General features: G+C 46.0%; 10 protein-coding genes. 3 read left to right on the forward strand and 7 right to left on the reverse strand.

All coding sequences use genetic code 11. The features are described 5' to 3' along the window. Positions 1 to 37: 37 nt before the first annotated feature. Positions 38 to 2,173: an ATP-binding protein gene (locus tag ACLSSO_RS11320; RefSeq protein ID WP_413942853.1), complete on the forward strand. Its 2,136-nt coding sequence runs from the start codon at positions 38 to 40 to the stop codon at positions 2,171 to 2,173. Here the strand turns inward: ACLSSO_RS11320 and ACLSSO_RS11325 are convergent. Genes ACLSSO_RS11325 through ACLSSO_RS11340 form a run of 4 tightly spaced genes read right to left on the reverse strand, consistent with a single transcriptional unit; the run spans position 2,107 to position 5,837 of the window. Beyond that, positions 2,107 to 2,559, reverse strand: a complete 453-nt coding sequence (locus ACLSSO_RS11325) for a YiiD C-terminal domain-containing protein (protein WP_413942854.1) — start codon at positions 2,557 to 2,559, stop codon at positions 2,107 to 2,109. The two genes, ACLSSO_RS11320 and ACLSSO_RS11325, sit on opposite strands and share 67 nt — an antisense overlap. Further along, positions 2,550 to 3,395, reverse strand: coding sequence for a sulfurtransferase (locus ACLSSO_RS11330; protein ID WP_413942855.1), 846 nt, complete (start codon positions 3,393 to 3,395; stop codon positions 2,550 to 2,552). The genes ACLSSO_RS11325 and ACLSSO_RS11330 overlap by 10 nt, the downstream gene beginning before the upstream one ends. After that, positions 3,392 to 4,870, reverse strand: a complete 1,479-nt coding sequence (lysS, locus tag ACLSSO_RS11335) for a lysine--tRNA ligase (RefSeq protein ID WP_295900600.1) — start codon at positions 4,868 to 4,870, stop codon at positions 3,392 to 3,394. Before lysS ends, ACLSSO_RS11330 begins: the two co-directional genes overlap by 4 nt. A 43-nt stretch (positions 4,871 to 4,913) precedes the next feature. After that, the gene (locus tag ACLSSO_RS11340) at positions 4,914 to 5,837 is read right to left on the reverse strand and encodes a class I fructose-bisphosphate aldolase (protein ID WP_295900602.1); all 924 of its coding nucleotides are present in this window, start codon (positions 5,835 to 5,837) and stop codon (positions 4,914 to 4,916) included. 202 nt (positions 5,838 to 6,039) lie between these two features. On the opposite strand from ACLSSO_RS11340, the gene ACLSSO_RS11345 reads away from it, so the two are divergent. After that, positions 6,040 to 6,588: a NifU family protein gene (locus tag ACLSSO_RS11345; protein ID WP_295900604.1), complete on the forward strand. Its 549-nt coding sequence runs from the start codon at positions 6,040 to 6,042 to the stop codon at positions 6,586 to 6,588. After that, positions 6,575 to 7,918: an MATE family efflux transporter gene (locus ACLSSO_RS11350; RefSeq protein ID WP_413942856.1), complete on the forward strand. Its 1,344-nt coding sequence runs from the start codon at positions 6,575 to 6,577 to the stop codon at positions 7,916 to 7,918. Before ACLSSO_RS11345 ends, ACLSSO_RS11350 begins: the two co-directional genes overlap by 14 nt. Here the strand turns inward: ACLSSO_RS11350 and ACLSSO_RS11355 are convergent. From ACLSSO_RS11355 to ACLSSO_RS11365, 3 genes are all read right to left on the reverse strand, one after another. Beyond that, positions 7,915 to 10,665 (reverse strand): hypothetical protein, encoded by a 2,751-nt coding sequence (locus ACLSSO_RS11355; protein ID WP_413942857.1) that lies wholly within the window; start codon positions 10,663 to 10,665, stop codon positions 7,915 to 7,917. The genes ACLSSO_RS11350 and ACLSSO_RS11355 overlap by 4 nt on opposite strands. 122 nt (positions 10,666 to 10,787) lie before the next feature. After that, a complete protein-coding gene (locus tag ACLSSO_RS11360; protein WP_295900611.1) occupies positions 10,788 to 12,224 on the reverse strand; it encodes an MFS transporter in 1,437 nt (478 codons plus the stop codon). Between the two features lie 106 nt (positions 12,225 to 12,330). Further along, the gene (locus tag ACLSSO_RS11365) at positions 12,331 to 14,388 is read right to left on the reverse strand and encodes an AarF/UbiB family protein (protein ID WP_295900613.1); all 2,058 of its coding nucleotides are present in this window, start codon (positions 14,386 to 14,388) and stop codon (positions 12,331 to 12,333) included. Positions 14,389 to 14,402 lie beyond the last annotated feature (14 nt).

Below are 14,402 nucleotides of genomic sequence, written 5' to 3' on the forward strand. Positions count from 1 at the left end.
ACTTAGCTTCGAATCCCACTTCCATTAGAATAAAATCATGGATACAAAGCGGTTGCCATGGTGGACGTGGATTCTTCCTTTTTTGATTCTACTTGCCGGGACTTTCTCAAGTCTTTCTTACACCACAAATCAAGGCGTTTACTGGATTTATTTTCCCATCAATTTGGGCGTCATCATGACTTTGTGGTGGGGGCCCCGAGTTCTTATCGCCGTATATCTGAACGGACTCATTGCCGCGGGTCTTTTACATCTTCCTCATATTTACTTTTATCCTATTTACGCCATACCTGAAACACTGGAAGTTTTTATGGCGTGGATGCTTGTGCGCGAGAGGTTCAAGTCGTTTTCAACCTGGAAACCAAGTCCCAAAAACATCAGTCTTTTCTTCGTCTATGGTCTTTTGATTCCTTCGGTTGTTTGCTCCACGGCGATTCAAGGTATTTTAGTTCTGACAGGTTTTATCGACAAGGCTCTTTTTTTCTGGGCGTCTTTGGTGACGACGATCGGAGATTTAACCGGAGCCGTCTTTTTAACTCTTCCGCTGTTAATTCTTGTTTCTCCGTTTTTGTATAAAAAAAATCTTTCGCTCTTCGTGTATGAATCTCTGCCGCCCTTACGTTTAGAAAAATTATCGCAAAAAGAGCAAGCCCTTGCGATCTGTGTGCTGGCGGGAAGCTTGATTGTGGGAATATCTTTACCTCTGTCACAGACCTGGTACGTTTACGGAATTTTGATTTTAATTTCCGCCGCATGGTACGGTCTTTATGCGTCTCTGCTTATCAACACCTGGATCATGGCCATCACCATTGTCTTACCAAAAATTTTGCACCTGCCGTGGGAGAATGAACCTGTTCTGGTGCAAACGCCTGCGACTCTTTTGACATTGTGTTTTTGTTCTCTGATCACGGGATCTGCCGTCACAACCTTGACCGAAAAACTGGCGAAATTAAAAGAAACGGAAGGCGAACTGAAAGGGGCTAAAGAGCAAGCCGAAGAGGCCTCTCAGGCGAAATCGGAATTTCTGGCACGGATGAGCCATGAAATTCGCACACCTTTGAATTCCGTGCTCGGAATGTTGGAGTTGCTTAAGGAAACTCAACTCTCCAAAGACCAAGCCCGCTACTTAACACTCTTTAGTCACGCCGGGGAAAATCTCAAGGCATTGATCAATGACCTTTTGGATTTTTCAAAAATCGAAGCCAAAGCTTTGACCGTGGAAAATGTCAGTTACAATTTGCACGCCACCGTTCGCAGTGTTTTTGAAATTCTGCAAATCAAAGCGGAAGAAAAAGGAATTCATTTTGAATTGAATATTCAAAATGATGTGCCAGAACATCAATGGGGAGATCCCACGCGTCTGCGCCAGGTGCTTTTTAACTTAATTGGAAACGCCTTGAAATTTACCAATGAGGGAACGGTTTCTGTCGCCGTAAAACTTGCTGGAACAGAAAATCTTCTTATTGAAGTGCAAGACACAGGCATTGGTATTCCTCGTGAAAAACAAGCCCGTCTTTTTTCTCCGTTCTTTCAGGCTGACCCCGGCATCACCCGCAAGTACGGAGGTACGGGCCTGGGGCTTGTGATCTCCAAAAATCTTGTGGAAATCATGGGCGGTCGCATGGAAATGAAAAGCCTTTCAGGCAGAGGAACCACTTTTCGCATTATTCTGCCTCACCGTCCTGATTTAAGCAGTCATTTGGAAACAAAAGTTTCACCTTCTGTTTCGTGGAATACTCTTTTTCCCAACCGACGTTTTCGCATTCTTCTTGTCGACGACTCCGAAGACAATCGTGTTTTGATGATCCATTATTTACGAAATCTTCCTTTTGATTGTGAGGAGGCCGTGAATGGGCAGGAAGCCGTGGATAAATTTAAAACCACAAACTATGACCTGATCTTTATGGATATGCAAATGCCGATCATGACCGGTTACCGCGCCACCGAACTGATTCGTTTTTGGGAAAAAGAAAGACATCTTGGTCACACGCCCATCATCGCTTTAACAGCGACGGCGGTGGTTGAGGATCTAGAAAGAACGATCGCTTCAGGTTGTGACGCTTATGCCGTTAAGCCTGTTAAAAAAAGTGAGATCTTAGAAATTCTCGCTCACAACTTAACGACGAAGACACCCGTGAGCGACGCTTTTAAAGAACCACCGGCACCCAGTATTTGACTGGTGATAGAACCTTTGACTCTTCCGGTGGAAGTGAGTTCGCGGTAAAAATCTTCTTCATGGGATTCTGACGGAAAACGACAGACGATTTCAAAATCCGTGTCAACGGGACGCAGATATTGAATCTCTCCCTTGGCGATCACAATGTTTTCCGTAGGGATGGAACGCTCTTTAAGACCTGCTAACACCAAAGCATAAGCGGCTAAAACCGCTGTTGCATAAAGACTTCCGCCAAAGGCCGTGCCTTTATGATTGCGGTTTTTTTCTAACGAAACACGAAAACGAACCTCTTCAGAACGGATCTTCACCACCTCAATACCAAGATGCTCGTACAAAGCGATCTTGTTTTTAAGGATGCCAATCAGTTCTTCCGAGTTTATTTCCATTGCTCATAGCCTCCAGCAAAGTTGCTGGCCTTTTTATAACCTAAAAAGTTCAAGGCGTAAGTCACCGCTCCGGAACGAACTCCGTGATTACTAATGACAAGAATTTTTGTATCTTTAGAAATATTCTTTTCGTACAGAGCGCGCTCGATTTTTTTATCCGGCAGGCCCTTCTCACCAAAGAACTCCGTCCAATTCACATTGATCACAGAAGCTTTTACATCTTTGATTTGTGATAAATTGCGAAGCGCGTACTCTTGAGCAGATCGAACGTCGATAACAACTACGCTGTTATCTACTTTACTCACAAGATTTTTGAAATCTTTAAAGTCAGTTGTCAGAGTCTCTGCAACGTCCGGCTTCCAATAAGGTTTGTTCTGCACCAGAGGAGCTTCTTTCGTCGGGTTCATTTCACGATACGAAGTGTGCAACACCGTATAGACTTCTTTAACGCCCAAAACTTTGAGCGTCCAAGCAACACGGCCTTCTTCTCCTGCACCTTGAGGCCCTTTACCTAAAACCAAAACTTTGGTTTGCGGGTCAACGCCGATCAAAGACAAACGACGAGCCAAAGCAAATAAATCCGGCTGCAGAAGACCGCGAGACTTTGGATTTTGTTGAGAGAAATCTTCCCAGCGTACGTTGATCGCCCCTGGCACGTGAGCCAAGTTAAATTCAAACGACGGACGAGCATCCAAAATAACTGGATTGTCTTTCATAAGACGCTCAGCCGTGATGTTTTCACCGATCACGGGTTCTTGCGTAACAATCTTAGTGGGCTTTTGTTGACAGCCCACCAAGACAGCTAGAAGAGAGGCAACTAAAAGCCCTAACTTCATTTCGTAATTCTCATCGTCGGGAAGAAGATAATATCACGAATGCTTGGACGATCTGTCATGATCATCACAATACGCTCAATCCCAATACCCACACCACCTGTTGGCGGCATCCCCGCATCGATCGCAAGCAAGAAGTCTTCATCCATAGGATGAGCTTCTTCGTCGTTCGCGCGATTGGCTTCTTGTTCTTTCAAACGAGCCAATTGATCTTCAGGGTCATTCAACTCTGAATAAGCATTTCCGATTTCCATGCAAGCCGCAAACGGCTCAAAGCGCTCAACCAGGCGGTTGTCTCTGCGGTGGATTTTCGTCAATGGAGAAATCTCCACCGGATGATCCATCACAAATGTCGGTTGCCACAAGTGCTGTTCGGCTGTGAGTTCGAAAAGTTCCATGACCATTTCGCCTTTTTTACCAGGCTTATCGATATCGCCACCGTGTTTGCGGATGGCTTGGAACAATTCTTCTTCTGTTGCTTTATCTGGATCAATGCCCGCGTATTCGCGAACACCGTCATGCACAGTCAAACGTCTCCAAGGAGGAGTGAAATCAATTTCTTTTCCCTGGTAAGTGACTTTCATGCTGCCCGTGATTTTCAAAGCCAGCTGAGAAATCAACTCTTCAAACTGTTTCATTTGATAGTTGTAGTCTGTGTAAGCTTCGTAGAACTCAAGAAGAGCGAACTCGGGATTGTGAGTGCGGTCGATCCCTTCGTTACGGAAGTTTTTAGAGATCTCATAAACTTTTTCAAAACCGCCCACGATCAAGCGTTTCAAATAAAGCTCTGGAGAAATACGCATGTAAAGCTTCATATCTAAGGCTTTATGGTGCGTTGTGAATGGCGTTGCCGCTGCTCCACCGTAAACCGGCTGAAGCGTTGGAGTTTCCACTTCCATAAATCCGCGGTCATCCAAGAAACGACGAATTTCTTTGATTATCTTAGAGCGAGTTTCAAAAACCTTGCGAGAATCCGCATCCGAGATCAAATCCAAATGTCTGTGACGATACTTGATTTCGATGTCTTGAACGCCATGGAATTTTTCTGGCAATGGTTCAATAGATTTTGTCAAAATCTGGAAGCTCTTCGCGTAAATCGAGAACTCCCCTTTTTGTGATTTGAAAACAAAACCGTCGATACCAACGATGTCACCCAAATCGACAAGACTGAAAGCTTCGCGGTCTTTCTCAGAAAGCTCTTCGGTCTTTACGTAAACTTGCACTGTGCCCGTTTGATCTTGAAGATTGAAGAAAGACGCCTTCCCCATCATACGCAAAGTCATCAAACGACCGGCGATACGATAAGCAAATTCCGGCTTCTTTTCGCCAGGCTGAAGAGTCGCCGCATGTTCAGCCACGACTTCCGAGATCTTCGCCTTATTCTCAAAAACATAAGGATAAGGGTTGATGCCTTTCTCGCGAAGGGCATGAAGTTTTTTACGTTTTTCCGCTCTGAGCGGATTTTCATTGATAGACATTAAATTCTACTCCAGTTGGGAAAAAGGTACCTGGTACCTTTTTCTACAGTTTTTTACCTGCGAAGGCTTCCATGACGTTGTGAAGAAGTTGGATGGCTTCTTTCTTTGGACGTTGGAAAGCGTTGCGGCCCATGATCGAACCGAACCCACCACCTTGAGCCAATTCAGAAACTTCTTTCAAGATGTCTTCTGTGCCCTTCGCTTCTCCGCCAGAGAAGATCACGATGCGTTTGCCTTTGAAGCAAGCATCAACAACGTGTTTTGTACGATCTGCCAAAGTCGCAACCTTGATACCTTGTTCTTGGTACACTTTCGCAGCCGCTGCTTGTTCGATGTGTGCTGTTGGTGGTTTTACTTTGATGATGTGCGCACCCAATTGAGCTGCTACGTGAGCTGCATACGCAATCACGTCGATCGCTGTTTCGCCCTCTTTAGAGATTTGTTCACCACGAGCGTAAGACCAGATCACCACAACAAGACCTGCTTGTTTTGCCAAACGAGAAGCCTCTGCGATTTCTTCGTACATGTGTTTGCGCTCGCCAGATCCTGGGTAGATTGTGAAACCAATACCCACACAACCCAATCTCAATGCATCGTCGATGTATGAAGTCACTGCCGAGATCGGACGCTTGTCACCGTAAAGAGTGTCAGAGTTGTTGATTTTCAAGATCAATGGAATTTCGCCTGCATAATCACGAGCGACAGCTTCAATCGCGCCCAATGGAGCGGCGTAGGCGTTGCAACCAGATTCAATCGCAAGTTCTACGTGGTAAGCAGGATCGTAACCATCTGGATTTTTCGCGAAAGAGCGAGCCGGACCATGTTCAAAACCTTGGTCCACTGGTAAAATCACCAACTTACCTGTGCCGGCAAGCTTTCCGTGATTCATCATGCGAGCTAAATTCGTAAGTACTCCTGGGTTGTCAGCTCCGTACCAGCTTAAAATCTCTCTAACTCTTGGCGTCATCTTATCTCCTGTTACTCTGGGAAACGTGTGTAAAACTCTATTTGAGCGCTGTAAACTTATTGAGTTTTTTCCATATAATCAAGCGCGTCTCAGAGATTAACACGCTTGGCAGAAAAGAGACTGTGGTATAATTTCCTCGGCGGACGCTGGCAGAGCGGAGGGCCAAGGGCCTAGAGCTGAAGCAGCACTAAATGAGGATTTTATGAGCACAAACGTTACATTTGAACCCACTCCCAATCCAGCGACGATGAAATTCATCTTACCTCGCCAGGTGACTGAGAACGGATTTGACTGTCCGACGGCTCAAGAGGCAGAGCGCTCGCCTTTGGCTTCAAAAATCTTCGGTTTTCCTTGGACAAGCTCTGTTTACGTGGGTCCGAACTTCATTACCGTAACCAAACAAGACTGGGTCGATTGGGATCTTCTGGCCCAACCTTTGAGCGGTTTGATTCAAGAGCACTTGGATCGCAATGAGCCTGTGGTTGTGGAATTTGTCGAGATGCCAGAGGACGATGAAAACGATTCTCCGATGGTTCGCAATATTAAATCTGTTTTGAATCGCGAAATCCGCCCGGTGGTTGCACTCGATGGCGGCGATATCGTGTTTTACAAATACGAAAACAACATCCTTTATATTCACATGAAGGGCGCTTGCTCCGGCTGTCCAAGTTCTTCGATCACTCTCAAAGAGGGTATTGAAACTCGCATGAAAGAACTTTTCCCGGAGATTCAAGAAGTTGTCGCGGTCTAAGTTTTTTCACGAAAGTAAATTTCTCGCCAAATTAGCGGGTCCTATCGTCGTTGGCCAAGTCGGACAAAATCTGATCACTTTGGCCGACACGATCATGGTCGGCTCTTTGGGGCCATTGGCCTTGGGCGCTTCGGCATTTGCCGGAAGTGTTTTTATTGTCTTTTTGATTTTTGGTTTAGGAATGCTCGCTCCCCTCACCGCTCTTTTTGCGCGGATGCAGGGACAGGAAAATTATCCTTACGGAGGCGTTCTTCTAAGACACAGTATCGCGATCGCCTTGGTCGTCAGTGGCTTCGTCATCGGGCTTCTTTATATTCTTCTTCCGAATCTGCATTGGTTTGGACAAACACCTGAAGTTTTAAAAATGGGCAGCGATTTTTTCGAAATCATCGCATGGTCCGTTTTACCAAGTTTGATTTATCAAACTTACAAACAGTTCACCGACGGTATTGGAAAAACCAAAGTCTCTATGTACGTGATGATCTTTGGTGTGATTTTCAATATTGCTGGCAACTATGTTTTGATTCACGGTTACTACGGATTTCCAAAACTCGGCTTGAATGGATCGGCGTGGGCGACTTTAATGGCGCGCACCTTGATGGCGCTCGCGATGATTTTCTACGTGCACTTGCATCCCCACTTTAAACGTTATCTGGCAGAGCGCTGGACTCATCGTTTCGATCGTCATCTTCTTAAAAACATCATTCGTTTGGGAATTCCCAACGGCTTGACCTACTTGTTTGAAGTCGGTGCTTTTTCTTCAGCGGCGGTGATGATGGGTTGGTTTGGTGCCACACCTCTCGCCGCCCATCAAATCACGATCAGTCTTGCGAGCACCAGTTTCTTAATCACACTCGGTGTGGGCATTGCCGCAAGCATTCGCGTAGGCTACGAACTAGGTCGTGGAGATTACTCTTTAGCACGCTTTGCAGGTTTCACTGCGATCAAACTGGGTGCCGCGTACATGAGTCTTTGTGCTTTGGGATTTTTCTTTCTTCGTCATTGGTTCCCGACGTTCTATGTTTCGGATCAAGACGTAATCGAATGGGCGGCGAAGTTTTTTATTGTCGTTGCGATCTTTGAAATCTTTGATGGTATTCAGGCCGTTGCCATTGGTGCTCTTCGCGGCATGAGCGATACACAGTGGCCGAGCATTATTGCTTTCTTTGCTTATTGGATCATGGGACTTCCCTTGGGATATGTCTTAGCATTCCACTTGGGAGTGGGACCCGTCGGAATTTGGATTGGTCTTTTAATTGGTCTTATCTTTGCGTCGATTTTATTGACGTGGAGGTTTCATATTTTAAGTCGAAGATTTATTAAAAATTAAGGCTCTAGGACACAACGGAAACCGGCATTTGAGATCTCAGTTCCGGCGTTTCCCTCACGTCTTGCTGCAAATATTCCGGCAACTTTTCCCAGATAAGCTCCACCACCACGCCAAATGACAATGTTCATGGCCGAGCTCGGATCTAAAGAAAAATCTATTTTCCCATATCCACAATAATCCCCCGAACTCGCAACCGCACATCCCAAGGTCGTTCCGTATAATGAGCGAAGCTGTCCCGCCGTGGTTGGAAGTAAAGTAACGTAGTCTGCATTCGGTGAAAACGCCGCGCTGGAGTTATTATCCGTATCACGAGTCACCTCCCAGGCATTCCCCGCGATATCCCAAATTTCCTGTCCATAAGGCAAAACAAAATTACGGCGGCCCGCCGCAGTTTCACAAATAGATCCTCCCCCTGATGGAGTTGGATAACACGGATCCGACGTATTTGCGGCGACAGCAATTGAACTGACTATGGTGTTCCCGCGATAAACGATTCCACTTTCAACGCTGCCTCCGGACCAGTTCTGAGGCTGTTGGCGAATCCAATCAGCAAGAGCTCCCCACTGCGCGTTTGATATCACTTTTAAGCTCGCACTTTGGCAAGCGGCCACGGCCTGCATCTGGCTCGCGCCCAAGGGAGCATTCGCACTTGTAAACACCGGCGCCGTGAGCGATCCTTTGGCCTCGAATTTTCCGACACAGAACGGAGGCACCGCCGGAACAGCAGGATTATAAACATAGACCATATCAGATCGTGGGCACGAGTAACTTGCAAATGACGCCGACGTCGTGGCGCTCTCGTTTCCGATAGGGTCTTTCACTTTAACTTCCACTTTATAACCCACGCCGAGTGCAACGTTGTTAGTCATATTAAAGTAGACACCGCTACCGGCCTGATTCCAAGGAACCATCTCGAACCCATCCGAAGCTCTTACAATACGAACCCAGACTGTGATCGGATCCGGATCTACTGGAAGTCCAAAGGAAATTGTCGGTGAATCTAAAATCTTTGAAGGCGTAGGCCCCAGGGTGAGAGATGTTACGGAGTCGGGATTCTTTGCATCAATTTTAATATTTCTAGACTTCAAAAAATTAGCATCAGATCCCGTGTCAGTAAAACTCAACGTCGCGATAGCAGCAGAGTTATTAGCATCATAAATATTGCCGGCGCTCACGGAGATGCCATTGACCGCCAGCGGACGCGCCTCTTGTCCTATTCCCACGATATAACTAAACCGCAAAATCGTCGTGCCACCAGAGCCGTTCAAAAGCGAAGGTGAACTTACGGTGACACCTGAATTTAAAGTGATACTCGGAGCTCCGGTGAATGAAATCGGCCTTGAAAATTCAACATAAACCGGAACCGACTGTCCCGCTTTATAAGTCGCACCACTGGCAACATCACTATAGATTTTGGTAATCGTCGGAACTGGGAACTGAGTCGTGAAAGAAAAACCGTTATTCTCGGTCACGCGCACGTTGCCTAAAGAATCTTTTGCCTGCGCGTAAACCTTATAAGTCGTATTGTTTTGCAAAGCACACGAAGAAAAAATCACGTAGCTCGTGGAGTTTGACTGTACAGGACAGATTGTTGTGGCTCCGGTGCTGTCTTTTACGAAAACCTCATAGCTCACGGCATCCGTCGCTGACCCAAGATCCACGCGAAGATTCATTGCCGTTAAAATATTATCGATCGTGGAGTCCTCAACCCCTTGAGAGCGAACCCCTGTGATTGAAAAAGCTCCGGGTGGAGTTGTGTCTTTTTGTAAATTCACAACGGCACTTTCACCAAGATTTCCGGAAGAGTCGGTTTGCTTCGCCTTGATTTGAAAAGCTCCCTCTGGCACAACAACGTCCGCAGCAAAAGACATCGCCGCAGAACACGTTGTTTCGACAACTTTTGAGTCATTCAAAAAAATCTGCACAGGCATCATCGTCTCGCTGCAAGCTCCCTCAATGTGAATTGCCTGGCTGGACATTACGTCCGCAGAAGAAAACACTTTTCCTTCCGTCGGATTTGAAAAACTTAAAGCAGGAGCCTGCATATCAATGTTCACTGATTTTTCAGATTCCGCATATGTGCGACTTTGCGTTCCCTTTTGATGTTTTGCATGAACTGCAACAGCTCCACTGGCCTGATTTGAATTCACATTCACCTGAACTGAATAATGGCCGCTCCCGCAATCGGCTTGCGTGTCAGCAAACGGACCCGTTAGATAAACAATACCGCCATCCACTGAACAAGTTCCATTCACGGTGTAACCTGCGTTCGCTGCCGCAATATTAACGTCTCCGGCCGTGAGCGTCACCGCGGGGGATTGAAAGAACGCCGACAATGTTCGGTAATAGACAGAAGTTTCACCTTCAAGATTTTTCACGAACCAACGAATTTGGAAATCTTGACGGCGATCTCCGGAAGATGTTGGAGCCACATAGGGAGCCACGTGCTCTAACGGAAGACTCAGTGAAACTTTTCCTGTCGCGGAACAGTCAAAGACGGTTCCCGCCACAAAGTCGGTCACTTTTTTCCACTCTTTACTCACGGGATTTTGAACTTCGACCATGCTCACATTTTTACTGCAGCTGACTTCCATGACAATCGACGATTCCGCCGCATCAGGGAGCATGTCCCCTTCACCGATGACGTTATCAATGCTAAACTCTGTTTTGCCTTGAATGGATTTGCTTAAAAAACCGATTTCCAGATTTCTTTCTGAACACGCCGTAAAGATCAACAATGACAGCACGAGAAAGGCATTTCTCCAAAAAGATCGCAGAGATGAAGGTCTCAAAGCGCCAACGTGCATAGTAAACTTATCGGCGCCAAGAGGGTAAGATTAAGACTTAAAGTGAGACTTTATCCGCCTTTTCACAATCGCGCGTCACTCGGAGACGATGCGGAACGCGAGGGAGGAACACCTCCGCCATTCCCAGAATGAGACGTGATCGAATGCCAACGAACACTGCGGTCTTCTCGAATAAAAATGCTGCCGATGATAAACGTCAGAACGGCGATGGAAATCGGATAGATAAGACCCGCAAAATGGTTTCCCGTTGAAGCCACTAGCGCCGTTCCTATAAAGGGAACCAATCCACCGAAGACTCCATTCCCGATATGATATGGTAAAGACATCGAGGTATAACGAATCTGCGTTGGGAAAAGCTCAACCAGAAATGCGGCAATGGGACCGTACACCATGGTTACGTAAATCACTTGCACAAATACCAACACAGTCAGCATCACAACGTTGGGATTCACGGCGGTGGCGTTGGGCTCTAAAGGATTCCATCCCGAATAAGCTTCCATCGCTTTGTAGATCGGAAAATACGTCAGCGCCGCAATCAAACATCCCGCCATCATAATTGGCTTTCGACCGATACGATCTGACAACAAACCAAATACAACGAAGAACGGTGTCGCAAATAACAAAGCTGTCGCAATGATTTGATTTGCTAAAACGAAATCGACTTTTAAAACTGTTTGCAGATAGTAGAGGGCATAAAACTGTCCCGTGTACCAAACGACCCCTTGCCCTGCGGTAGCGCCAAACAAAGCTAAGATCACAAGACGACGATTCTGCGGATGCAGAAAACTGTCTCGCAGCGGACTCTTTGAAGTTTTTCCTTCCGCTTTCATTTGGGTAAATATAGGTGACTCTTCCATCCGACGACGAATGACGTAAGACACGATGACTAAAACCACAGACAGAAGAAACGGCACGCGCCATCCCCATGTTTTGAAATCATCCTCACCGATGGAGAGTCGTGTCGCGAGAATCACGCCAAGGGAAACAAACAATCCCAAGGTCGCCGTTGTTTGAATGAAGCTTGTGTAAAATCCTCTTTTTCCGTCGGGACTGTGTTCAGCGACGTAGGTGGCGGCGCCTCCGTACTCTCCCCCCAAAGCAAGCCCTTGCAAAAGACGTAAAAGCAACAATAACACCGGCGCCAGAACTCCGATACTTTCGTAACTTGGCAAAAGACCGATGGCTGTTGTTGCAAGCCCCATAATAAGCAATGTCACCATGAAAGCGTATTTACGCCCGACCACATCGCCAACACGACCAAACACCAAAGCTCCAAAAGGACGGACAATAAATCCCGTGGCAAACGTCGCCAGCGTTCCTAAAAGAGCCGCCGTCTCATGTCCTTTCGGGAAAAATTGCGCAGAGATGATTGTCGCCAAACTTCCGAAAATATAAAAGTCATACCACTCAATCAGAGTTCCAGCGCTAGAGGCCGCTATGACTTTCCAAATATTTCGTTTCTCTGTTGTCGAAATCGTTGCGTCGGCTGATGCAGCCATAAACCCCTCCCTTTGGATAGCTCCATTTTTGAGAAGGGGTTGACCGAGAACAAATGATTTTGGATGGATGGCTTAAATTTAATTAAGCCCCTGTGAGCTCACAAAATTATTGGAAAACCATTTCGCAACGAATGGAACTAGAAACAGTTTCACCCGTCATCATTACTTTGAGCTCTGACCAGCCAAGCTTGATCAAATCTCTGTGAGATATTTTTTCTTCCAGAACAAGACGCTTGTACATCAGTGTCGGATTTGATCGCGCAAATGTCTTCATCAAAGATGTTACGGACATATTGCTTCCGGCATCCGACAAAAGTTTATTCACGATCACAATACCGCGATTCAGACTGATAAACTCATAAGGAAGCTTTAAACCTTGGTCCATCGCCCACGCAGTCCAGTGCTCCAGCGAAGCGTTCTTTTCTTTTCCCGACACAATAAGTTTTAAGCGCTCTTGCACCAAAGTTTTAAACTGTGTTTCATTCACCGTGTTTTGAGAGCGATTGCTGATTTTCCAGAAGGCTCTGGAAATTAAATCCGCATTGTTCAACTCTGTCCCCGCACCTAGAACCATCACTTGGCGCTGCAAATCAGCAGAAAGGATTCCGCCCATGCCGTAATCCAAAATATTCACATAGATTTTAGGCTCCGTAACACGAATCATGAAATTACCTTGATGAAGATCAGAATGATAAAAGCCCCCGCCAAAAAGAACTTCATAAGCCCAGACTTTGCTCATTTCTTCAACCACGCTGCGTTTCAAAGTCGGAATTGTTTCAGAGTATGTCGCGGCTTCTTTATCCAGCTTTTTCCCGATCACCATTTCTTGAACCATAAACTTCGACTTACCCTTCGAATCATAAATTTCCGGCACATGGAATTGGATATAGTTTTTATATTCAGGGGATTTTAAAAATCCTGTTTTTTCATAGCGGGTTTTTGCAAGCTTCTGTCTTTGAATCGTATCTTCTTGGCTGAGTTCTGCTGTCACTGTCGCCGTGATATCTTCGACCACCGGACCTAGTTTGGGCGCCCCTGTTTTTCTGAATTCAGGATTGTTATCTAAAATTTCCGCCACCGCTGTCAGGATTTTGCGATCCTCTTCCACGCGATCTGAAATACCTGGTTTAATAAAACGCACAACAACATCGTGCCTTTGACCATCTACCAATATTTTCGCACGATGAACTTGAGCCATCGTTCCAACGCCTAGAGGTTTTCTTTCAAAGTACGTGAATTTATAATTATTCTTTTCATGCTTTAAAATTTCGTCCACTTGCACCCATGGAACAGGTCTTACGGAGTTTTCAAGTCCACGGAAAACCTCGAGCATTTCTGGGCTCAAATCTGCCTGGCGCGCCACCACCTGCAAGAGTTTTTGCAATTGAGGGCCACTGTTCTGCACCATCAGTTCGAATTTTTTAATATCGCTGAGATTCAGGTCTCCACCCAAATAAGAAGACACGATCAGCTTTTTAGATGCAGGACTTAGGCGGGAAAAATACTCGCTAAACATTGTTTGCATGAAAATACGCATGGTCGCATCTTGCTGTTGGGCAAAACTCGATTGCGCCATCTTTTCACCAACGCGATCTAGTTCTTTCATGCGATCACTAAGAATCGCATCGCTTTCATTCAAAGCCCATTTTTCAGCAATTTTCTGCGCATCCGGATTTTGCAAAAGAGCCATCGCCTTTGCACCTAAGAGTTCCATTTGGCTTTTCTCTGGAGCTTGATCTCCGACAGAGGACTTAAGCTGATTCGTTTGCCACTCGATATACTCATCGATTTGACGTTGCACGCGGGGGCTGTCGGAAACAAATGTTTTTAAGGCTTGAGGACCCGCTTTTTCAATGAGCTCCATATCCAAAGCGACACTTTGTGTATTAGGCCATTCCCCTCGGAACTGAGTTAAAAACTCATTGAAGTTTTTTACTTGAACCGTTTTAGCTTCTAACTCATAAACGCCTTTGAAGTAATTCTTAGCGCGAGCGAGGATTTCTTCCTTCTGCGCCTCGCCTTCACCCTGAGCCATCAGCGCATAAGTCAAAGCCAGTCTTTGTTCGAAAGACAAATAGAGTCCCGTCGTCGCGGGAGCGGCGGCCCAAGCAAACTTGAATACAAAAACGCAACCGATTAACAAGAATTTGAGCTGTCTCAACATGATACACCCTTTAG

Source organism: Bdellovibrio sp. HCB-162, from assembly GCF_047344985.1.
GTDB lineage: Bacteria > Bdellovibrionota > Bdellovibrionia > Bdellovibrionales > Bdellovibrionaceae > Bdellovibrio.